Genomic DNA, 19,754 nt, shown 5'->3' with positions numbered 1-19,754 from the left:
AGATCTGGAATCTGCCGTCAAGCACTGATTTAGGTTTTCTATCAATAAGCAGCAAAACGTCCCAAAGGGAGCCTATATAGAGGAGCCGAAACACCCCTCTATATAGAAGAGACCTATCAGAGAACGCCCGAAGCCTTGAATGCCGACACCGCCCCGGCATCCAGGCCCAACACCCGCTGCAAAACTTCCAGCGTGTGCTCACCCAGCAGAGGAGGCGCAAAACGGTACTCCACCGGCGTTTGCGACAGTCGAATCGGGCTCGCCACCTGCGGCACCATCCCAGCCAGTGCATGAGGCAGCTCGATAGCCAACCCACGCGCCTTGACCTGAGGATCGGCAAACATCTGCGCCACGTCATTGATAGGCCCGCATGGCACGCCAGCCTGTTCCAGCTGTGCCACCCATTCAGCGGTTGTCTTGAACACCGTCGCCTGGCGGATCAGCGGAATCAGTGCTGCCCTGTTTGCCACCCGCAGCTTGTTGGTGGCAAAACGTGGATCGTCCGCCCACTGCGGCTGCCCAGCCACTTCCGCGAACTTGCGGAACTGCCCATCGTTCCCGACGGTAAGGATGAAGTCGCCATCCGCCGTAGGAAAATCCTGATAGGGCACGATGTTCGGATGAGCATTACCCAAGCGTTTAGGCGCATTGCCTGTCGTCAGGTAGTTCATTGCCTGGTTGGCCAGACAAGCCACCTGCACGTCCAGCAATGCCATATCGATATGCTGACCACCGCCATCGTGATCCCGATGCGCTAGCGCAGCCAGGATCGCAACAGTCGAATACAGCCCGGTCAGGATGTCCGTCAACGCCACGCCAACCTTCACCGGCCCCGCACCTTCTTCGCCTTCAGGTCGCCCCGTCAGGCTCATGAGGCCGCCCAGCCCCTGGATCATGAAGTCATAACCCGCACGCTTGGCGTAAGGGCCGGTCTGGCCGAACCCGGTGATCGAGCAATAGATCAGATCCGGATTGATCGCCTTCAGCGATTCATAGTCCAGACCATAAGCCGCCAGACCGCCGACCTTGAAGTTCTCGATCAGGATGTCCGACTTGGCCGCCAGTTCACGCACCAGCTTCTGCCCTTCAGGGCGAGTGAAGTCGATGGTGACCGATTGCTTGTTGCGATTGGCCGACAAGTAATAGGCGGCCTCGCTGGTGTTCTCGCCATAAGCGTCTTTAAGGAACGGCGGTCCCCAGGCGCGCGTGTCATCGCCGTTACCCGGACGCTCGACCTTGATCACTTCAGCGCCAAGGTCGGCCAGGATCTGCCCGGCCCAAGGCCCGGCCAGCACCCGCGATAAATCCAGTACCCGTAGATGCGATAGCGCGCCCATGGACGTTCTCCTTAATAGAACGCCTGGAGGCCGGTTTGCGCACGACCGAGGATCAGCGCATGGACGTCGTGCGTACCTTCATAGGTGTTCACCACTTCCAGGTTGACCAGGTGACGCGCGACACCGAATTCATCGGAGATGCCATTGCCGCCCAACATATCGCGAGCCATGCGCGCGATGTCCAGGGACTTGCCGCAAGAGTTACGCTTCATCATCGAGGTAATTTCGACTGCAGCGGTCCCTTCGTCCTTCATACGACCCAGACGCAGGCAGCCTTGCAGCGCCATGGTGATTTCAGTCTGCATGTCGGCCAGTTTCTTCTGGATCAACTGGGTAGCGGCCAATGGGCGACCGAACTGTTGACGATCCAGGGTGTACTGGCGAGCGGTGTGCCAGCAGAACTCGGCTGCACCCAGCGCCCCCCAGGAGATGCCGTAACGTGCCGAGTTGAGGCAAGTGAAAGGACCTTTCAGGCCACGGACATCCGGGAAAATGTTCTCTTGCGGCACGAACACGTTGTCCATCACGATTTCACCGGTGATCGAAGCCCGCAGGCCCACTTTGCCGTGAATCGCCGGAGCGCTCAGGCCTTTCCAGCCTTTCTCCAGAACGAAGCCACGGATGTCGCCGGCATCGTCCTTGGCCCAGACCACGAACACATCGGCGATCGGGCTGTTGGTGATCCACATCTTGCTGCCGGTGAGGCTGTAGCCGCCTTCGACTTTGCGCGCACGTGAGATCATCGCGCCCGGGTCGGAACCGTGGTTAGGCTCGGTCAGGCCGAAGCAGCCGATCCACTCACCCGACGCCAGTTTCGGCAGGTACTTCTGCTTCTGCGCTTCGGTACCGAATTCATTGATTGGCACCATCACCAGCGAGGACTGCACGCTCATCATCGAGCGATAGCCAGAGTCGATGCGCTCGACTTCACGAGCGATCAGGCCGTAGCTGACATAGTTCAGGCCGCTGCCACCGTACTGCTCGGGGATGGTTGCGCCCAACAGGCCGACCTCGCCCATTTCGCGGAAGATCGCCGGATCGGTCTTCTCATGACGGAAAGCTTCGAGGATGCGCGGCGCAAGGCTTTGCTGAGCGAATTGCGCAGCCGTGTCGCGAATCATGCGCTCTTCTTCAGTGAGCTGTTGATCCAGCAGCAGGGGATCGATCCAGTTGAAGCTAGCTTTACCGCCCATGAGTGTGTCCTCTCGAATCGGGTCAAATAACGTGGACTGATCCTAGGCCCGGATCGGCGCTACGGCAAACGAGGATTTTGCATACTGTTGTGCTAATTTCTCACTCCGAAACGTCGCGAAAGAGCCTTTATGCGATGTATTAGTGAGATTGACGTACATGCGCAGAAAGATACCCAGCACCACCGCCCTGATCAGCTTCGAGGCTGCCGCACGCCACGAGAGCTTCACCAAGGCCGCCCAGGAACTTTCGCTGACCCAAGGAGCGATTTGCCGACAGATCGCCAGCCTTGAAGAGTTCCTCAGTGTGGAACTGTTCCGACGTTCGCGGCGCGGGGTCAAGCTGACGGAAGCCGGACTCTCCTACAGCCGTCGGGTGGCCACTCAGCTCGATGCCGTTGAGCGCGACACCTTGTCAGTGATGGGCCAGCAGGGCACCAACGTGATCGAGCTGGCCGTAGTTCCGACTTTCGGCACCCAATGGCTGCTGCCGCGCCTCAAGGACTTCCAGCAGAAACACCCGGAAGTGACGGTCAACCTGACCAACCGCACGCGGCCGTTCCTGTTCGCCGACACGGATTTTGATGCTGCCATCTACTTTGGTGATGCGGATTGGTCGGGTACAGAATCCCACAGGTTGATGGGTGAAAATCCGATGCCCGTTTGCAGCCCCAACCTGCTCGGAAACAAGACCTGTCTGACGCCCGGCGAAATCGCCGACCTACCTCTCCTGCAACAAACCACCCGCCCCTATGCCTGGCGCCAATGGTTCGACTCCCAACACCTGAATGTCCCGCGAGACATGACGGGCCCCCGCTACGAGCTATTCTCCATGCTCGCCCAGGCAGCCATGCACGACATGGGCATTGCCCTGATCCCACCGTTCCTGATTCAAAGGGAGTTGAAAGAGAAACGTCTGGTGATCGCCAACCCCCAGGCACTGTCCAGCATCAAGGCTTACTACCTGATGATTCCTGAGCGAAAGGTCGAATCCGCGTCGTTGAGGGCATTTCGTGACTGGCTGGTAAATCAGGCGCACAGCTACAGCCTAGAGGGATAAAGGCTCTACAATGTTACTTGACCCCGTAGTCAGCTAAATGAAAGCCCTACAGATATACGTATTTGTCGCATGACAGCAAACTGTATCGACAAGTCGTACAAACGTCCCACAAGCGCCTGATGACGCGGCTTTGCGCCACTATTTCAAGGCAATGCCGCATCATTCATACGGCCGATGTGTAAATTCTTCAATTTCGGCCAGAATCCTTGAAAAGCACGGTCTACAAGGGATTGAGCCGGTTGGTTGCGACATTCGGTCACGGGGTGACTTGTAGTTAATTTTCCGTCACCCGTCATAATCCCTTGAAGGGCACAAAGTTCGCCTGCAAAATGCCGCGCCCCGCCCTGATTTGGCGGGATCGTGCTGATCGGCCGCCCCCAGCCGCACCATCCGTAGTGCATGGGTTTACTCTATAAGATCACGCAGGAGATTTGACGTGCACATTGGTGTTCCTCTCGAAACCCAGACCGGTGAAACACGGGTTGCTGCAACCCCGGAAACCATCAAGAAGCTGATCGGCCAGGGCCATAAGGTCACTGTACAAAGCGGCGCCGGCATTAATGCCAGCGTTGTCGACAGTGCCTATGAAGCGGCAGGCGCAACCATTGGCAGCGCCAATGACGCGTTTGGTGCAGAGCTGATTTTGAAGGTGGTCGCGCCCAGCGACAGCGAGCTGGCGCTGATTAAAAGCGGCACCGTTGTGGTGGGCATGCTCAACCCGTTCAGCAACGAAACCATCGCCAAAATGGCCGAGTGCGGCGTTACCGCCTTTGCCCTGGAAGCCGCGCCGCGTACCTCCCGCGCCCAGAGCCTGGACGTACTGTCCTCGCAAGCCAACATCGCCGGTTACAAGGCTGTGTTGCTGGCCGCTCACCACTACCCTCGCTTCATGCCGATGCTGATGACCGCGGCAGGCACCGTGAAAGCGGCGCGCGTGCTGATCCTCGGTGCTGGCGTGGCCGGTTTGCAGGCGATCGCTACGGCGAAACGCCTGGGGGCGGTGATCGAAGCGTCTGACGTGCGTCCGGCGGTAAAAGAGCAGATCGAATCCCTCGGCGCCAAGTTCGTCGACGTGCCCTACGAGACCGATGAAGAGCGTGAATGCGCCGTCGGTGTCGGCGGTTACGCCCGCCCGATGCCGGCCAGCTGGATGCAGCGCCAGGCCGCCGCCGTGCACGAACGCGCCAAGCAGGCTGACATCGTCATCACCACCGCGCTGATTCCCGGCCGCAAGGCACCGACACTGTTGAGCGCGCAAACCGTGGCCCAGATGAAGCCGGGGTCGGTGGTGATCGACCTCGCGGCGGCCCAGGGCGGCAACTGCCCGCTGACCGTGGCCGATCAGGTGGTCGTCGAACATGGCGTGACCATCGTTGGCCCGACCAACCTGGCCAGCGCCGTGGCGGCTGACGCTTCGGCGCTGTACGCCCGCAACCTGCTGGACTTCATGAAACTGTTGTTCGATAAAGAAGGACAACTGGTGATCAACCTTGAAGACGATATCGTCGCCGCGTGCCTGATGTGCCGCGACGGCCAGATCGTGCGCAAGAACGGCTGAGGATAAAAACAATGGAAGACATGCTGATCTCTCACGGTATCTACAACCTGATCATCTTCGTGCTGGCGATCTATGTCGGCTACCACGTGGTCTGGAACGTCACACCTGCACTGCACACGCCACTGATGGCCGTGACCAACGCCATCTCGGCCATCGTGATCGTCGGCGCCATGCTGGCAGCGGCGCTGACCGTGACCCCGCTGGGCAAGACCATGGGCACCCTGGCCGTGGCCCTGGCCGCCGTCAACGTGTTTGGTGGCTTCCTGGTGACCCGCCGCATGCTGGAAATGTTCAAGAAGAAAGCGGCCAAAGCTCCGGCTGCCAAGACCGCAACAGCAGCCAAGGCTGAGGTGCAGCAAGCATGAGCATGAACCTGGTTACGTCCCTGTATTTGATCGCCTCGGTCTGCTTCATCCAGGCGCTCAAGGGCCTCTCGCACCCCACCACGTCGCGTCGTGGCAACCTGTTCGGCATGCTCGGCATGGGCCTGGCGATCCTCACCACGGTCGGCCTGATCTACAAGCTGGGTGCCGAACTGGCCCAGGACGGTATCGTCTACGTGATCGTCGGCCTGTTGATCGGCGGCACCGCCGGTTCGATCATGGCCAAACGCGTTGAAATGACCAAGATGCCCGAACTGGTCGCCTTCATGCACAGCATGATCGGCCTGGCAGCAGTGTTCATCGCCGTGGCTGCCGTGGTCGAGCCGCAGTCGCTGGGCATCGTCAAGCAACTCGGTGACGCGATCCCGGCCGGTAACCGCCTGGAACTGTTCCTCGGTGCCGCCATCGGTGCAATCACCTTCTCCGGCTCTGTCATTGCCTTCGGCAAGCTGGCAGGCAAGTACAAGTTCCGCCTGTTCCAGGGGGCACCGGTACAGTTCAGTGGCCAGCACAAGCTGAACCTGCTGCTGGGCCTGGCCACCCTGGGCCTGGGCGTGACCTTCATGCTCACCGGTGACTACACCGCTTTCGCCGTGATGCTGGCCCTGGCCTTCGTGCTCGGCGTGCTGATCATCATCCCGATCGGTGGCGCGGACATGCCAGTGGTCGTGTCGATGCTCAACAGCTACTCCGGCTGGGCAGCGGCGGGCATCGGCTTCTCGCTGAACAACTCGATGCTGATCATCGCCGGCTCGCTGGTGGGCTCGTCCGGTGCGATCCTCTCGTACATCATGTGCAAGGCGATGAACCGCTCCTTCTTTAATGTGCTGCTCGGTGGCTTCGGCAATACGGCAGAGGCGGCCGGCCCGGCGGGTTCCAAAGAAGCCCGTCCGGTGAAATCCGGTTCGGCTGACGACGCGACCTTCCTGCTGACCAACGCCGACACCGTGATCATCGTGCCGGGCTACGGCCTGGCGGTGGCACGCGCTCAGCATGCACTGAAGGAACTGACCGAGAAGCTGACCCATCGCGGCGTGACCGTGAAGTATGCGATCCACCCGGTTGCCGGTCGTATGCCCGGCCACATGAACGTGTTGCTGGCCGAGGCCGAAGTGCCTTACGACCAGGTGTTCGAGATGGACGACATCAACTCCGAGTTCGGCCAGGCCGACGTGGTGCTGGTGCTGGGCGCCAACGACGTGGTCAACCCGGCCGCCAAGAACGATCCGAAATCGCCGATTGCCGGCATGCCGATCCTCGAAGCGTTCAAGGCCAAGACCATCATCGTCAACAAACGCTCGATGGCCAGCGGCTACGCCGGCCTGGACAACGAGCTGTTCTACCTGGACAAGACCATGATGGTGTTCGGCGACGCGAAGAAGGTCATCGAAGACATGGTCAAGGCCGTCGAGTAACCCTCTGCGGCACACGGAACGCCCCGACTCGTCGGGGCGTTTTTGTTTGTGCAAATCGTCGGACAAACTATTCTTTTGTTACCGATCCGGTAACGGTGTTTTGCTTGAAAAGCCCGGAATAGACGCCTCGATTGCGACCTTGGTAGCGGGACAGAAGCCGGCGCAATTCACTAGACTGCACGTCCTGCTACCTGTTGCCCGAGATAACAATCCATGTACCGTGACCGTATCCGCCTGCCTTCGTTGTTGGACAAAGTGATGAGCGCTGCCGACGCTGCCGCTCTGATTGAGGACGGCATGACCGTCGGCATGAGTGGCTTTACTCGCGCAGGCGAAGCCAAGGCCGTCCCCCAGGCGCTGGCTGAGCGCGCCAAGGTCACGCCGCTGAAAATCAGCCTGATGACCGGCGCAAGCCTGGGCAACGACCTCGATAAGCAGTTGACCGAAGCCGGTGTGTTGTCGCGACGCATGCCGTTTCAGGTCGACAGCACCCTGCGCAAGGCGATCAATGCCGGTGAAGTCATGTTCATCGACCAGCACTTGTCGGAAACCGTGGAGCAATTGCGCAACCAGCAATTGAAGCTGCCGGACATCGCCGTGATTGAAGCCGTAGCGATCACCGAACAAGGGCATATCGTGCCAACCACCTCGGTCGGCAACTCGGCCAGTTTCGCGATTTTCGCCAAGCACGTGATCGTCGAGATCAACATGGCGCACAACCCGAATCTCGAAGGTCTGCACGACATCTATATTCCGACCTACCGTCCGACCCGCACGCCGATTCCGCTGGTCAAGGTCGACGATCGCATTGGCAGCACCGCCATCCCGATTCCACCGGAAAAAATCGTCGCCATCGTGGTCACCAACCAGGCTGACTCGCCCTCCACTGTGCTGGCGCCAGACGCCGAGACCCAGGCCATTGCCGACCACCTGATCGACTTCTTCAAACAGGAAGTGGCAGCCGGGCGCATGACCAACAAGCTCGGCCCGCTACAAGCCGGAATCGGCACCATCGCCAACTCGGTGATGTGTGGCCTGATCGACTCGCCGTTCGAAGACCTGACGATGTATTCCGAGGTGCTGCAGGATTCGACCTTCGACCTGATCGATGCGGGCAAGCTGAGTTTTGCTTCGGGCAGTTCAATCACCCTGTCGAGCCGGCGCAATGCTGACGTCTTCGGCAATCTGGAGCGCTACAAGGACAAGCTGGTCCTGCGCCCGCAGGAGATTTCCAACCACCCTGAAGTCGTGCGCCGCCTCGGCATCATCGGCATCAACACGGCGCTGGAGTTCGACATCTATGGCAACGTCAACTCCACTCACGTCTGCGGAACGCGGATGATGAACGGCATCGGCGGCTCGGGCGACTTCGCGCGCAACGCGCATCTGTCCGTGTTCGTGACCAAGTCGATCGCCAAGGGCGGTGCGATCTCCAGCGTGGTGCCGATGGTCAGCCATGTCGACCACACCGAACATGACGTCGACATCCTCGTGACCGAAGTGGGCCTGGCAGACTTGCGCGGCCTGGCGCCCCGGGAACGCGCCCGGATCATCATCGACCAGTGCGTGCACCCGGATTACCGCCAGGCGCTCAATGATTACTTCACCACCGCGTGCGCCATCGGTGGGCACACCCCACACATCCTGCGTGATGCCCTGAGCTGGCACATCAACCTGGAAGAAACCGGGCAAATGCTGAAGAAGTAATTAGTACAGATGGCAGCTGGCGCAAACACAGTTTCGTCAGCTTGCTCTTGCCTCTTCGAAATATGAAAAAAACTGTACTGCTGTACTGGTCATTTCCTAAGGAAAATTCCTACCTTTTCGGACAAAAACAACAATTTCGCACCTTAATAGTGCGGATAGGTACAGTTGCCTCAATTTAGACCAGTACACCCCCTATAAACAGTTAACTGAGCTCTCACAATACAGATGAACTGTATCTACAGAGACTAGGCAAACAAGAGGATCATGGGCACCAGTTAAACCACTACCTAATCCCGCCATAAGCGGAAGGATGTCAACCATGGAACGTACACTCAGTTCCGAACTGTTCTTCGAAGACACTGCTGCAAAAACCCAGGCTTCCCTGCCTCTGCGCGTTATCGCCAACCTGATGCTGTGGCAGCGCCGCATCACCAGCCGCCATCAACTGGCTCGCCTGGATTCGCGTCTGCTGGCTGATGCCGGGATTAGCGAAGCACAACGCTACGAAGAGCTGAGCAAGCCGTTCTGGCGCTAAGTTAGCGTCGCTGGCTCTGACCTGAAGGTCCACCGCCAGCAACCCGAATTGAAAAAACAAAGCCCGTCGTGGGAAACCACGACGGGCTTTGTCGTTTCGGAGAAGAAAGAAAAAAGCAGTACAGTTTTAACAAACCAAAATTATACCTGAACAGTTGCTTCACCAGATTTGATACAGTCTGGAAACTTCGCCAGATCAACACGATGAGACTGTCGCGGCGTCACGCACAGACAGCTACTATCAATCAGAACCTGGCGGGCAACGAGCGTCTGACACAGCAGACACTGCGCCATCTTCCAATCGGCTTACCCTAGGAGTTACACCATGTCCCGACTTCGCCTGCTCAGCGCTGCAGCCCTGCTTGCCGTAGCTGCCAATTCCCACGCCACCAGTTTTATCGTGACCACCGACGCAGTCGTTGGGGCACTCAAATCCAGTTCCGATGCGACGTCCGACATCACGTCTTCATTCAAAGATGACAAGATCGTGCTCGCCGCGCGTGACGATGCCGCCAGCTTCGTTGCCAGCGAAGGTTCCATCCGTGGGGTGAAACTGGAAAGCGCACTCAACCATATTCGTCATCAGGCACCCCAGTTGAACGCAACCGACGCACAACTGGCGCAGGCGATCCTGACGATCTGATCGACTGCTCTGTTCGGGGACACGCTCGACGTGCCCCGATATTTCCGTGCTGGCTCTGGAATGGGCCTTGCGCTAGCCTTGGGACTCACTTCTAACTGTCGAGTCTCATGCGTTTTCTTGCAAATCTGTTGATCACTCCAGTCATGATTACGGCTGCCTGTTCAGGTTCAGCCCATGCTTACGACGCCTTTAACCTGTCAACCCAGGGGATCGTGGCCAGTGGATATGCCACAAGCATGGTGACCTCCGCCCCCTTCGACCATAAACTGCTGCTCGCAGCCCAGGATGACGCCGCGGCATTCATTGCCAGTGACGGCCAGCTAAGAGGCGCACGACTGGAGTCGGCCCTGCGGTATCTGCGCCGAACCCAGGTAAAACTTCATGCCAGCGACCTTGAACTGGCACAAGCAATTCTCGTCCAATAGTTATCCCTGTTTTTTCTGGAGTCATTCCATGCGTAACCCGCTGATTGCTGCCACTTTAGGCCTGCTGCTGTTGGCCGATGTGGCCCAGGCACATACCCTGGTTGCCACCAGTAATATCCTGATCCGTGCTACCCAGCGCACCCTCGATTTCACTTCCGACACCACCACGTCCATTCGCGATTCGAAAATCGTGCGCGAGGCCCAGGACGACGCCGCCAGTTTCGTTGCCAGCAATGGCGACATACGTGGCGCTCATCTGGAATCAGCCTTCGATTTGCTGCGCACCCGCGTGCCGGAAGCCCGTGACGCCAGTGACCTGGATCTCGCTGAAGCCATCCTCGCACTGTGAAGCGTCCAGGCGCCTGGCTGCTGGCCGGGGCCCTGTTGCTGTTCGGCAACACGGCCCACGCCGGCCTTCAATTACAGCTCAAGACCGAAGGTCTGACACCCGCGCAACAGCACGCCAGCCAGGCGTTGCTCGATGAAGCCATGCAGGCACTGCCGCCACGCTTCGTCGAGCAACTCGATCGACACATCGATGTCGGCTGGACCGATGACATGCCAAGAAATGCCTACGGTCAGGCGACACTGGTGTCCGAACTCGACCTGAACCGCAACCTGCTGGCCGGCCTCACCGATGGCAGCGCCGCGACCAAAAAAACCCATCGCCCCCATGGCACCGTACGCCGGGAAATGCTCGCCACGGTGTTGCACGAGCTGACTCACATCTACGATCGCTCACGCCTGTGGCCAAAGTCGGAGCGTGCACTGATTCAACGCTGTACCCGCCAAGACAGCAGCTCAGGGCTGGTCGGCATCCCCGACCAATGCCGCGGCCAGACCGGCCGCCGCTTTACCCTCAGCGATGATCCACGCCTGCTCGACCTCGCCGGCTGGCCGCAATACGTCGGCCGTCGTGGCGAACGCGAACAGTACAACCGGCAGATCGCGCGCAGCCCGGACATCTACGAGACGAGCAGCCCCAAGGAGTTCGTCGCGGTCAATATCGAGTACTTCCTGCTCGATCCGAGCTATGCCTGCCGTCGTCCCGCGTTGTACCGCTACTACAAAGAACACTTCGGCTGGGCACCCGCTGCCAAAGACGCTTGCGGCAAAACCGTCGCCTTCCTCAATGCCGGCAGTGATTTCGCCAAAACACCACTGGGACAGGTCGATCCTGAACGGGTTTACGCCATCGATTACCTGTTGGCCGAAGCTAACCAGAACCTGTTCAGCTACTGGGGTCACAGCATGTTGCGCCTGGTCATCTGCGCACCGGGCCGGCCTCGCGGACCGGATTGCCGACTGGACCTGGACCAGCATCTGGTGCTGTCATACCGCGCATTTGTCGGTGATGTGCAGATGTCGAGCTGGAATGGGCTGGTCGGCAAGTACCCGTCGCGATTGTTTGTCCTGCCGCTTTCCCAGGTAATCGACGAATATACCAAGACCGAGTTGCGTAGCCTGGCCTCGGTACCACTGAACCTGTCGCGCCGCGAGATCGAAGATGTGGTGGAGCACGCCGCCGAAATGCACTGGAGCTACGACGGCAACTATTTCTTCCTGTCCAATAACTGTGCGGTAGAAGGACTGAAACTGCTGCGTAGCAGCACTAACAACCCGCAACTGGTTGGTCTGGACAACATCATGCCCAACGGCATGCTCGAAGTGCTCAAGGGGCGCGGTCTGGCCGATACCAGCGTGCTGGATGATCCTCGCGAAGCACTGCGCCTGGGTTATCGCTTCGACTCCTTCCGTGATCGCTACCAAGCGATGTTCGAAGTGTTGAAAAAGCAGATGCCGATCAAACAGGAAACTGTCGAAGAGTGGCTGGATCTTAAAGCCGCAGAGCGGCGGCAATGGTTCGAACAGGCCGATTTGCGTACCAGCGCAGCATTGCTGCTGCTGGAACAGGCGAGTTTCCGTCGACAGATGTTGCTGGCCCAGGACGAAGTGAAGCAGCGCTATCTGGGCGCTCGGGAGCTTAAAAACGGCGGCATGGACAAGGCCAACGAGACACTGAAGCAGATTCTCGCCAACAGCGGCTTCCTCAGCCGCCCGGCAGAGTTGCTGGGGACCACTGGTTACGGGTTGCCACAACCGAGCGAATGGCAGCATCTGGAAGCGGAAAGCAGCCAGCGCCAGAAACAACTCCTGGCGCTGTCCGGGGATCTGGACAAGGAGGTGAGGGCGTTGCTTGAACCGGGCCGCGCCGCCGAGATGGCCGCCAACGAGGCCAACGTGACGCAGATCGGTGAGCACCTGCGCAAACTGCACAAGGCATCAGGCGGGATAGAGTTGCCTTGATACCGCACCTTGTGGGAGCGAGCCTGCTCCCACAAGGTTTACAGCGTTCAGGAGCTTTACCTTCAGCTGACGCGGGCTTTACGCACGCCTTCGGCCAACGCCGAGCACAGGCTCAGAACGCCATCGACGGCTTGTTCCGGGGAAGTGGCATTGGCGATGTGATCGATCAACGCCGAACCCACCACAACACCGTCAGCCAGCCGCGCAATGGACGCCGCCTGTTCTGGAGTCCGGATACCGAAGCCGATGCTGATCGGCAGATCGGTATGGCGACGCAGACGGGCGACCGCTTCCTCGACGTGCTCCAGCGTGGCGGCACCGGCACCGGTCACACCGGCCACCGAGACGTAGTAGACGAAGCCGGAGCTGCCGTTGAGAACGGTCGGCAGGCGCACATCATCGGTGGTTGGCGTGGTCAGGCGAATGAAGTCCAGGCCCGCTGCCTGCGCCGGGTCGCACAACTCGCCGTTATGCTCTGGCGGCAGGTCGACCACGATCAGGCCGTCAACGCCGGCCTCCTTGGCTTCGGCGATGAAGCGCGGTACGCCGTACATGTGGATCGGGTTGAAGTACCCCATCAGCACCAGCGGCGTTTCGTTGTTGTCCTGGCGGAACTCGCGAACCATTTGCAGGGTTTTTGCCAGATTCTGCTTGGCACCCAATGCACGGATGTTGGCGAGCTGGATTGCCGGGCCATCAGCCATCGGGTCGGTGAAGGGCATGCCCAGTTCGATCACGTCGGCACCAGCCGCCGGTAAGCCCTTGAGGATGGCCAGGGAGGTGTCATAGCCCGGGTCGCCGGCAGTGACGAAGGTCACCAGGGCGGCGCGGTTCTGTTCCTTGAGTTCGGCAAAACGCGTTTGCAGGCGGCTCATCAGTGTTTCTCCTGCTTGGATTGTTCCATGTGGTGCATCACGGTCTGCATGTCTTTGTCGCCACGGCCGGACAGGTTGACCACCATCAGGTGATCTTTTGGCAAGGTCGGTGCGCGCTTGAATACTTCAGCCAGGGCATGGGCGCTTTCCAGGGCAGGGATGATCCCTTCCAGGCGGCAGCACTGGTGGAATGCAGCGAGGGCTTCGTCGTCGGTCACCGAGGTGTACTGAACGCGGCCGATGTCATGCAACCAGGCGTGTTCCGGACCAATGCCCGGGTAGTCCAGGCCAGCGGAGATCGAGTGGGCGTCGATGATCTGGCCATCGTCGTCCTGCAGCAAGAAGGTGCGATTGCCGTGCAACACACCGGGTACGCCGCCGTTCAGGCTGGCCGCATGCTTGCCGGTCTCGATACCGTAACCGGCGGCTTCGACGCCGATGATCTCGACACTCTGGTCGTCGAGGAACGGGTGGAACAGGCCCATGGCGTTGGAACCACCGCCGATGCACGCCACCAGGCTGTCTGGCAGGCGACCTTCCTGGGCTTGCAGCTGCTCGCGGGTTTCCTTGCCGATCACGGCCTGGAAGTCGCGAACCATCGCCGGGTAAGGGTGCGGACCGGCCACGGTACCGATCAGGTAGAAGGTGCTGTCAACGTTGGTCACCCAGTCACGCAGGGCTTCGTTCATCGCGTCTTTCAGCGTGCCGGTACCGGCTACCACCGGGATAACCTCGGCACCCAGCAGCTTCATGCGGAACACGTTGGCCTGCTGACGCTCGATGTCAGTGGTGCCCATGTAGATCACGCAATCCAGACCGAAACGCGCAGCGACGGTGGCAGTGGCCACACCGTGCATGCCGGCGCCGGTCTCGGCGATGATGCGCTTCTTGCCCATGCGCCGCGCCAGCAGGATCTGACCGATGCAGTTGTTGATCTTGTGCGCGCCGGTGTGGTTCAGCTCTTCACGCTTGAGGTAGATCTTCGCGCCGCCGCAGAACTCGGTCAAACGCTCGGCGAAGTACAGTGGGCTTGGACGTCCGACGTAGTCGCGCTGGAAGTAGGCCAGTTCTTCCTTGAATGCAGGATCTTCCTTGGCCAACTCATATTCGCGGGCCAGGTCGAGGATCAACGGCATCAGGGTTTCGGCAACGTAGCGGCCGCCGAACGCGCCAAACAGGCCGTTGGCATCAGGGCCGTTGCGCAGATTAGTCTGGGTCATGGGGCGCTCCAGTTGAATGCGTGAAGTGATGCATAAAGAGATAGTGGGCTTCACTCTACCCCTGACGCCCCGACCTGAAAACCGATAAGATCGCCACAACCTGTCAGGAAAACTCACAGATCAAATGAGCCATGACCTTCCTCCGCTGAACGCGCTTCGCGCCTTCGAAGCCACTGCCCGCCTGAACAGCGTCAGTCAGGCGGCGGAACAGCTGCACGTCACCCACGGTGCGGTCAGCCGGCAACTCAAGGTGCTTGAAGAACACCTCGGCGTAAGCCTGTTCATCAAGGACGGTCGCGGCCTGAAACTCACAGATGCCGGGTTGCGACTGCGTGATGCCAGCAGCGAAGCCTTCGAGCGCCTGCGCAGCGTTTGCGCCGAACTCACACAAAGCACAGCCGATGCGCCATTCGTGCTCGGTTGCTCGGGAAGCCTGCTGGCGCGCTGGTTTATCCCCCGACTGGGGCGGCTCAATGCCGACCTGCCGGACTTGCGCCTGCACTTGTCGGCCGGCGAAGGCGATCTGGATCCGCGAAAACCGGGGCTGGATGCCTTGCTGGTATTTGCCGAGCCGCCCTGGCCGGCGGACATGCAGGTTTTTGAGCTGGCCAGCGAACGCATCGGCCCGGTCATGAGCCCGCGGTTTGTCGGCTATGAACGGCTCAAGCAGGCGCCGGAAACCGCGCTGCTGAACGAACCCTTGCTGCACACTACCTCACGCCCGCAAGCCTGGCCGAACTGGGCGCAACCACGGGGGCTCGACCCCAGGGCGCTGAAGTACGGTCAGGGATTTGAACATTTGTATTACTTGCTGGAAGCCGCCGTCGCGGGTCTGGGCGTGGCGATTGCTCCCGAACCCTTGGTGACGGAGGACTTGAAGGCCGGGCGCCTGGTTGCGCCTTGGGGCTTCAGTGAAACCCCGGCGCAACTGGCGTTGTGGCTACCCAAGCGCGCCGCGGACGGGCGCGCCCGACAACTGGCGCAGTGGCTCAAGAACGAACTGCGTCGAGCGGATTAATCACGCTTGCACAACAGATAAGCGGCCAGCAGGCCCAATGCGCCCACGGCGACACCGGCAGTTGTCCAGGGGTGGTCCTGGGCGTAGTCCCGGGTGGCAATCCCGGTTTCGCGGGTTTTGACCTTGACCTCTTCATAAGCATCGGCAAGCAGATGGCGCGAGTGTTTCAAGGCATTCTCGGCGTTGCTTTTCAGGGTCTTGAGGGTTTTACGCGACTCGTCCGAAGTGTCGTCCTTCAGGCTTTCCAAAGACTTGAGCAGACTCTCGATCTCGGCTTCCATGCTTTGCAATGAGGCTTTACGTAACGAGGTGTTGGCCATGGTGGCTCTCCTGCATTGGTGATGAGTGGCGTGTGTTGGTTGGGACTTCACGGGTTCGAGAAAGTGCAGAAAATCTGAACCTCACCCTCAGAACGGCCAACAGAAGAAATAGGAAAAATCACTGCTAGTCTGTAATTCACACGCCGAGGAGAACGCCATGTCTGACCATCACACCTACAAGAAAGTCGAGCTGATCGGCTCGTCCACCAGCAGTATCGAAGATGCGATCAATAACGCGCTGGCCGAGGCCAGCAAAAGCATCAAGTACATGGAATGGTTTGAAGTGACCGAGACCCGTGGGCACATCAGGGACGGTAAGGCTGCGCACTTTCAGGTGACCTTGAAAGTCGGATTCCGGATTGCCAGCAGCTGACTTTGGGCTAGTCTTCTGAACTTGCACGCCGGTCGAATGCCATAGGGAATGGCAAAGCACTCCATGAGTGCGTCCGGCTGACGGCTGGTTACCCCTATGATCCGACCAGGGAATGCAACCGATGAAGAAGTTTATGTTGGCAGTAGGTTTGTTGAGCCTTGCGGGGAGCGCATTGGCGGGCGGCAAGCCATGCGAAGAGCTGAAAGCCGAAATCGCAGCGAAACTTGATGCCAAGGGCGTATCCGGTTATTCGCTGGAGATTGTCGACAAAGGTGCCGCTGCCGGCGGGAAAGTTGTTGGCAAATGCGAAGAGGGCGCCAAAGTGATCGTCTATAAAAAGTAGGCCGATTCTCGCCCGAATAAAAAAGCCGACGCCAAGGCGCCGGCTTTTTTATGCCTGCCGTTTGAGTATCAACCCCGCATGACCTGCGCCAGCAGCTCGTAGGAATGCACGCGATCGGCATGTTCGTACAGGTCACAGGTGAAAATGAGCTCGTCGGCCTGGGTCTGTTCGATCAGGACCTCAAGTTTGGCGCGGATTTTCTGCGGGCTGCCGATCATGGCCAGCCCAAGGAAATCGTGCACGGCATCTTTTTCATGGGGCAGCCACAGGCCGTCCATGGACTTCACCGGAGGACGCTGTACCAGGCTTTGGCCACGCATCAGGGCGAGAATCCGCTGGAACACCGAGGTCGCCAGGTAATCGGCCTGCTCGTCGGTATCGGCTGCCACCAATGGCACGCCGAGCATCACGTAGGGCTTGTCCAAAACGGCTGACGGCTTGAAATGATTGCGGTAGACCCGAATCGCCTCATGCATGTAGCGCGGAGCGAAATGCGAGGCGAAGGCGTAGGGCAGACCGCGCTCGCCGGCCAATTGCGCACTGAACAGGCTCGATCCCAACAACCAGACCGGCACATTGGTCCCGGTTCCCGGCATCGCGATGATGCGTTGGTCCGGGGTACGCGGCCCGAGGTAGCGCACCAGTTCCGCCACATCTTCCGGGAAGTCGTCGGCGCTGCCGGAGCGTTCGCGGCGCAGTGCACGTGCGGTCATCTGATCGGAACCGGGAGCGCGCCCCAGGCCCAGATCGATCCGGCCCGGATAAAGGCTTTCCAGGGTGCCGAACTGCTCGGCAATCACCAACGGTGCGTGGTTGGGCAACATCACCCCGCCCGAACCGACTCGAATGGTTGACGTGCCACCGGCCAGATAACCGAGCAGCACCGAAGTCGCGGAACTGGCGATGCCATCCATGTTGTGATGCTCAGCCACCCAGAAGCGGTTGTAGCCGAATTTCTCGACGTGCTGCGCCAGGTCCAGCGAATTGCGCAGCGACTGGGCCGCGCTGCCGTTCTCGCGCACCGGCACCAGATCGAGGGTCGAGAACTTGATATCGGACAGTCGTTTCATAAACCTGCTTCTCCAATTGAGGGCGCAGGTTTGTTCTTGCGAACGCAAACCTGCCGAATCCAAAAGCCTGATTCATGCAATGAGGGCATATACCCGAGTTTCAATAGCCCGGTAAAAAATCCCGCAAAAAAAGCAGACTGATCGGACGAGATGAACTTTGCCCCACCGTCTATCCTCACAACCCAGGCAAACGGAAACCACGAAGGCGCGACGTTTCGCGTCAATCTTGAGGAGGCAGGCATGGCTATCGTTAAGAAAGCTTCGGCTCATTGGGAAGGTGATCTGAAAACCGGCATCGGCTCGATTTCCACAGAAACCGGCGTGCTCCGCGAAGCACCCTATGGCTTCAAGGCGCGCTTCGAAGGCGGCCGGGGTACCAACCCGGAAGAGCTGATCGGCGCGGCCCACGCCGGCTGTTTCTCCATGGCGTTTTCCATGATTCTCGGCGATGCCGGCCTGAAGGCCGATAGCATCGATACCCAGGCTGAAGTCACCCTGGATCAAGTGGACGGCGGTTTTGCGATTACCGCAGTTAAATTGATTCTGAAGGCAAAAATCCCCGGGGCGACCCAGGCCCGGTTCGAAGAGCTGAGCAACAAGGCCAAAGAGGGCTGTCCGGTGTCAAAAGTGCTGAATGCGAAGATCAGCCTGGAGGCAACGTTGGTCGGCTAGATTTTCATTGAAGACAAAAGATCGCAGCCTTGCACAACCTGCCGGGATCATTCGGTAAAAGGAGCTCAAGGCTGCGATCTTTTTTGCGTCGCGACAGACTTGCCCGCTAAAACTGTGGTCGAATAAATGACAGCAGCGAAAACCACGATTGTGCGTGCTGCCTCAAAGGAGCTTCACCATGAAACGTTTTGCCTTGGCGCTTATCTGTTGCGCACTGGCCACTTCGGCCCTTGCGGCACCGAAACCCTGCGAAGAACTCAAGGCCGAGATCGAAGCCAAGATCCAGGCCAGCGGCGTCACTTCCTACACGCTTGAAATCGTCACCAACGACGAGGTTCATGACCAGAACATGGTCGTGGGCTCGTGCGAAAACGGCACGAAGAAAATCATTTACCAGAAAAACGACCGCTGAACCATTCACATCAGGCAGTAGGATTCCCGGTCTTCAGCAACGATTTCGCGTTTGGCGTTGTACAGCCGGGCACCGGGGGTAAAGGCAATGGAACGGCCTTCGAGCACATAACGCTGGCCGGCTTCGAAATGATCGTATTTGATGGTCAGGTAGCACAGCCGCTCCGAAGGGCCGCTCATCATGCCCAATCCGCCACCGGGTACTTCAAAGTCGAAACGCACGATCAGTTCATGGCTGCCCGGCGTGACCTCGAAAAAACGCCCGTCGCGCAGGCGTTGTTTATCCAGTCGTTCGGCCATCAACAACTTGTCGTTAGGGAAAGGTGTCGAGAATTCGACCCAGGCCATTTTGGGATTGGGTGTCGGCATCGGGCTTTGGCAACCCGCGACAACACCGACGGCGAGTAACAGCATCAACCTGCGCATGATGGATGTCCCAAGGGATATGCATCCAGCATAACGCCGATCAGGTGTGTTGACAGCCTGCCGGCGTGCCGCGCCCAATCACTTTGCGCTGCTGATCGTAGAGTTTCGCCCAAGGCCGAAACCCGATGTTCCCTGCCTGTAGCTGATAACGCTCACCCGCGTTGAAGTCGCTGAATTTCACATTCAACTGACAATCGCGCCACAACGGCTCGGCGTCTGGGCCGATATTGGTGGGCTGGACCGCGAATTGGTAGCGGACCGTCAACTCATGGCCACCGGGTTGAACCTGGAAATAGCGTTTATCGTCGGTGTTCCTGTCATCGACCTCCAGCGCCTGCAGCGCCGTATCTTCTTGCTTCGAGTCCAGGTCGATCCAGGCTTGCGCGGGATCGTGGCGGGGTATTCCGAAACCAGCACAGCCGGCCAGCATCAGCAGGCCTCCTGTCAGTATCAACATGCGCATAGCG

General features: G+C 59.2%; 23 protein-coding genes. 15 read left to right on the top strand and 8 right to left on the bottom strand.

The annotated features are described in order from the left end of the window. Positions 1-116 precede the first annotated feature (116 nt). Both ACMDB8_RS28460 and ACMDB8_RS28455 read right to left on the bottom strand, forming a co-directional pair. On the bottom strand, positions 117-1,337 hold the full coding sequence (locus tag ACMDB8_RS28460; protein ID WP_056725196.1) for a CaiB/BaiF CoA transferase family protein: 1,221 nt from the start codon (positions 1,335-1,337) through the stop codon (positions 117-119). Between the two features lie 11 nt (positions 1,338-1,348). Next, a complete protein-coding gene (locus tag ACMDB8_RS28455; protein ID WP_056725194.1) occupies positions 1,349-2,530 on the bottom strand; it encodes an acyl-CoA dehydrogenase in 1,182 nt (393 codons plus the stop codon). Positions 2,531-2,687: 157 nt separating this feature from the next. Here ACMDB8_RS28455 and ACMDB8_RS28450 point away from each other — a divergent pair, with 157 nt between their 5' ends. The 10 genes from ACMDB8_RS28450 to ACMDB8_RS28405 all read left to right on the top strand — a co-directional run bounded on the left by ACMDB8_RS28450 (position 2,688) and on the right by ACMDB8_RS28405 (position 12,559). Beyond that, the gene (locus ACMDB8_RS28450) at positions 2,688-3,587 is read left to right on the top strand and encodes a LysR family transcriptional regulator (protein ID WP_056725192.1); all 900 of its coding nucleotides are present in this window, start codon (positions 2,688-2,690) and stop codon (positions 3,585-3,587) included. A gap of 436 nt (positions 3,588-4,023) precedes the next feature. Next, positions 4,024-5,145 (top strand): Re/Si-specific NAD(P)(+) transhydrogenase subunit alpha, encoded by a 1,122-nt coding sequence (locus ACMDB8_RS28445; RefSeq protein WP_409078224.1) that lies wholly within the window; start codon positions 4,024-4,026, stop codon positions 5,143-5,145. An 11-nt stretch (positions 5,146-5,156) separates the two neighbouring features. Next, entirely contained in the window at positions 5,157-5,510 is a 354-nt protein-coding gene (locus ACMDB8_RS28440; RefSeq protein WP_056726684.1) for an NAD(P) transhydrogenase subunit alpha, read from the top strand. Continuing rightward, positions 5,507-6,943, top strand: a complete 1,437-nt coding sequence (locus tag ACMDB8_RS28435) for an NAD(P)(+) transhydrogenase (Re/Si-specific) subunit beta (protein WP_409078223.1) — start codon at positions 5,507-5,509, stop codon at positions 6,941-6,943. The genes ACMDB8_RS28440 and ACMDB8_RS28435 overlap by 4 nt, the downstream gene beginning before the upstream one ends. A 213-nt stretch (positions 6,944-7,156) precedes the next feature. After that, positions 7,157-8,650 carry an acetyl-CoA hydrolase/transferase family protein gene (locus tag ACMDB8_RS28430; protein WP_223542707.1) on the top strand — a complete coding sequence of 498 codons (1,494 nt, stop codon included), beginning with the start codon at positions 7,157-7,159 and terminating at the stop codon, positions 8,648-8,650. A gap of 319 nt (positions 8,651-8,969) precedes the next feature. Beyond that, positions 8,970-9,185, top strand: coding sequence for a DUF1127 domain-containing protein (locus ACMDB8_RS28425; RefSeq protein WP_008018491.1), 216 nt, complete (start codon positions 8,970-8,972; stop codon positions 9,183-9,185). 324 nt (positions 9,186-9,509) lie between these two features. Beyond that, complete coding sequence (locus tag ACMDB8_RS28420) at positions 9,510-9,827, top strand: DUF2388 domain-containing protein (protein WP_056726686.1); 318 nt, start codon at positions 9,510-9,512, stop codon at positions 9,825-9,827. Between the two features lie 107 nt (positions 9,828-9,934). After that, positions 9,935-10,252: a DUF2388 domain-containing protein gene (locus tag ACMDB8_RS28415; protein ID WP_056726687.1), complete on the top strand. Its 318-nt coding sequence runs from the start codon at positions 9,935-9,937 to the stop codon at positions 10,250-10,252. Between the two features lie 28 nt (positions 10,253-10,280). Further along, entirely contained in the window at positions 10,281-10,601 is a 321-nt protein-coding gene (locus tag ACMDB8_RS28410; RefSeq protein WP_056726688.1) for a DUF2388 domain-containing protein, read from the top strand. Then, positions 10,598-12,559, top strand: coding sequence for a DUF4105 domain-containing protein (locus ACMDB8_RS28405; RefSeq protein WP_056726689.1), 1,962 nt, complete (start codon positions 10,598-10,600; stop codon positions 12,557-12,559). Before ACMDB8_RS28410 ends, ACMDB8_RS28405 begins: the two co-directional genes overlap by 4 nt. Before the next feature lie 62 nt (positions 12,560-12,621). Here ACMDB8_RS28405 and trpA read toward each other — a convergent pair whose 3' ends face one another. Next, a complete protein-coding gene (gene trpA, locus ACMDB8_RS28400; protein ID WP_015092933.1) occupies positions 12,622-13,434 on the bottom strand; it encodes a tryptophan synthase subunit alpha in 813 nt (270 codons plus the stop codon). Continuing rightward, entirely contained in the window at positions 13,434-14,654 is a 1,221-nt protein-coding gene (gene trpB, locus ACMDB8_RS28395; protein ID WP_056726690.1) for a tryptophan synthase subunit beta, read from the bottom strand. The genes trpA and trpB overlap by 1 nt, the downstream gene beginning before the upstream one ends. Positions 14,655-14,778: 124 nt before the next feature. Between trpB and ACMDB8_RS28390 the strand changes: the two genes are divergently transcribed. Then, positions 14,779-15,672, top strand: a complete 894-nt coding sequence (locus tag ACMDB8_RS28390) for a LysR family transcriptional regulator (RefSeq protein WP_056726691.1) — start codon at positions 14,779-14,781, stop codon at positions 15,670-15,672. On the opposite strand, the gene ACMDB8_RS28385 is transcribed toward ACMDB8_RS28390, so the two are convergent. Continuing rightward, entirely contained in the window at positions 15,669-15,992 is a 324-nt protein-coding gene (locus ACMDB8_RS28385) for a DUF883 family protein (protein ID WP_056726692.1), read from the bottom strand. The two genes, ACMDB8_RS28390 and ACMDB8_RS28385, sit on opposite strands and share 4 nt — an antisense overlap. A 157-nt stretch (positions 15,993-16,149) precedes the next feature. Here ACMDB8_RS28385 and ACMDB8_RS28380 point away from each other — a divergent pair, with 157 nt between their 5' ends. Both ACMDB8_RS28380 and ACMDB8_RS28375 read left to right on the top strand, forming a co-directional pair. Beyond that, positions 16,150-16,365: a dodecin gene (locus ACMDB8_RS28380; protein ID WP_008045871.1), complete on the top strand. Its 216-nt coding sequence runs from the start codon at positions 16,150-16,152 to the stop codon at positions 16,363-16,365. A gap of 121 nt (positions 16,366-16,486) precedes the next feature. Next, positions 16,487-16,708: a DUF1161 domain-containing protein gene (locus ACMDB8_RS28375; RefSeq protein ID WP_056726693.1), complete on the top strand. Its 222-nt coding sequence runs from the start codon at positions 16,487-16,489 to the stop codon at positions 16,706-16,708. Between the two features lie 68 nt (positions 16,709-16,776). On the opposite strand, the gene ACMDB8_RS28370 is transcribed toward ACMDB8_RS28375, so the two are convergent. Continuing rightward, the gene (locus ACMDB8_RS28370) at positions 16,777-17,778 is read right to left on the bottom strand and encodes an LLM class flavin-dependent oxidoreductase (RefSeq protein ID WP_056726694.1); all 1,002 of its coding nucleotides are present in this window, start codon (positions 17,776-17,778) and stop codon (positions 16,777-16,779) included. 240 nt (positions 17,779-18,018) lie between these two features. Between ACMDB8_RS28370 and ACMDB8_RS28365 the strand changes: the two genes are divergently transcribed. Beyond that, positions 18,019-18,450 carry an OsmC family protein gene (locus ACMDB8_RS28365; RefSeq protein WP_056726695.1) on the top strand — a complete coding sequence of 144 codons (432 nt, stop codon included), beginning with the start codon at positions 18,019-18,021 and terminating at the stop codon, positions 18,448-18,450. A 178-nt stretch (positions 18,451-18,628) separates the two neighbouring features. Then, positions 18,629-18,862, top strand: a complete 234-nt coding sequence (locus tag ACMDB8_RS28360) for a DUF1161 domain-containing protein (RefSeq protein ID WP_056726696.1) — start codon at positions 18,629-18,631, stop codon at positions 18,860-18,862. Between the two features lie 5 nt (positions 18,863-18,867). On the opposite strand, the gene ACMDB8_RS28355 is transcribed toward ACMDB8_RS28360, so the two are convergent. Continuing rightward, positions 18,868-19,287, bottom strand: a complete 420-nt coding sequence (locus ACMDB8_RS28355) for a hypothetical protein (protein ID WP_056726697.1) — start codon at positions 19,285-19,287, stop codon at positions 18,868-18,870. Positions 19,288-19,327: 40 nt separating this feature from the next. Next, positions 19,328-19,750, bottom strand: coding sequence for a hypothetical protein (locus tag ACMDB8_RS28350; RefSeq protein WP_056726698.1), 423 nt, complete (start codon positions 19,748-19,750; stop codon positions 19,328-19,330). Positions 19,751-19,754: the final 4 nt, after the last annotated feature.

This window comes from Pseudomonas monachiensis, assembly GCF_047345015.1.
Lineage (GTDB): Bacteria > Pseudomonadota > Gammaproteobacteria > Pseudomonadales > Pseudomonadaceae > Aquipseudomonas > Aquipseudomonas monachiensis.
This window is presented reverse-complemented; position numbering and strand designations above follow the sequence as displayed.

What these genes read in the sequence shown, in the direction of transcription:
- ACMDB8_RS28425 (WP_008018491.1), top strand. Translation starts at nt 8,970, where the DNA reads ATGGAACGTACACTCAGTTCCGAACTGTTCTTCGAAGACACTGCTGCA.
- ACMDB8_RS28365 (WP_056726695.1), top strand. Translation starts at nt 18,019, where the DNA reads ATGGCTATCGTTAAGAAAGCTTCGGCTCATTGGGAAGGTGATCTGAAA.
- trpA (WP_015092933.1), bottom strand. Translation starts at nt 13,434, where the DNA reads ATGAGCCGCCTGCAAACGCGTTTTGCCGAACTCAAGGAACAGAACCGC.
- ACMDB8_RS28455 (WP_056725194.1), bottom strand. Translation starts at nt 2,530, where the DNA reads ATGGGCGGTAAAGCTAGCTTCAACTGGATCGATCCCCTGCTGCTGGAT.
- ACMDB8_RS28415 (WP_056726687.1), top strand. Translation starts at nt 9,935, where the DNA reads ATGCGTTTTCTTGCAAATCTGTTGATCACTCCAGTCATGATTACGGCT.
- ACMDB8_RS28420 (WP_056726686.1), top strand. Translation starts at nt 9,510, where the DNA reads ATGTCCCGACTTCGCCTGCTCAGCGCTGCAGCCCTGCTTGCCGTAGCT.
- ACMDB8_RS28435 (WP_409078223.1), top strand. Translation starts at nt 5,507, where the DNA reads ATGAGCATGAACCTGGTTACGTCCCTGTATTTGATCGCCTCGGTCTGC.
- ACMDB8_RS28380 (WP_008045871.1), top strand. Translation starts at nt 16,150, where the DNA reads ATGTCTGACCATCACACCTACAAGAAAGTCGAGCTGATCGGCTCGTCC.
- ACMDB8_RS28355 (WP_056726697.1), bottom strand. Translation starts at nt 19,287, where the DNA reads ATGCGCAGGTTGATGCTGTTACTCGCCGTCGGTGTTGTCGCGGGTTGC.
- ACMDB8_RS28385 (WP_056726692.1), bottom strand. Translation starts at nt 15,992, where the DNA reads ATGGCCAACACCTCGTTACGTAAAGCCTCATTGCAAAGCATGGAAGCC.
- trpB (WP_056726690.1), bottom strand. Translation starts at nt 14,654, where the DNA reads ATGACCCAGACTAATCTGCGCAACGGCCCTGATGCCAACGGCCTGTTT.
- ACMDB8_RS28360 (WP_056726696.1), top strand. Translation starts at nt 18,629, where the DNA reads ATGAAACGTTTTGCCTTGGCGCTTATCTGTTGCGCACTGGCCACTTCG.
- ACMDB8_RS28375 (WP_056726693.1), top strand. Translation starts at nt 16,487, where the DNA reads ATGAAGAAGTTTATGTTGGCAGTAGGTTTGTTGAGCCTTGCGGGGAGC.
- ACMDB8_RS28390 (WP_056726691.1), top strand. Translation starts at nt 14,779, where the DNA reads ATGAGCCATGACCTTCCTCCGCTGAACGCGCTTCGCGCCTTCGAAGCC.
- ACMDB8_RS28370 (WP_056726694.1), bottom strand. Translation starts at nt 17,778, where the DNA reads ATGAAACGACTGTCCGATATCAAGTTCTCGACCCTCGATCTGGTGCCG.
- ACMDB8_RS28440 (WP_056726684.1), top strand. Translation starts at nt 5,157, where the DNA reads ATGGAAGACATGCTGATCTCTCACGGTATCTACAACCTGATCATCTTC.
- ACMDB8_RS28460 (WP_056725196.1), bottom strand. Translation starts at nt 1,337, where the DNA reads ATGGGCGCGCTATCGCATCTACGGGTACTGGATTTATCGCGGGTGCTG.
- ACMDB8_RS28430 (WP_223542707.1), top strand. Translation starts at nt 7,157, where the DNA reads ATGTACCGTGACCGTATCCGCCTGCCTTCGTTGTTGGACAAAGTGATG.
- ACMDB8_RS28350 (WP_056726698.1), bottom strand. Translation starts at nt 19,750, where the DNA reads ATGCGCATGTTGATACTGACAGGAGGCCTGCTGATGCTGGCCGGCTGT.
- ACMDB8_RS28450 (WP_056725192.1), top strand. Translation starts at nt 2,688, where the DNA reads ATGCGCAGAAAGATACCCAGCACCACCGCCCTGATCAGCTTCGAGGCT.
- ACMDB8_RS28410 (WP_056726688.1), top strand. Translation starts at nt 10,281, where the DNA reads ATGCGTAACCCGCTGATTGCTGCCACTTTAGGCCTGCTGCTGTTGGCC.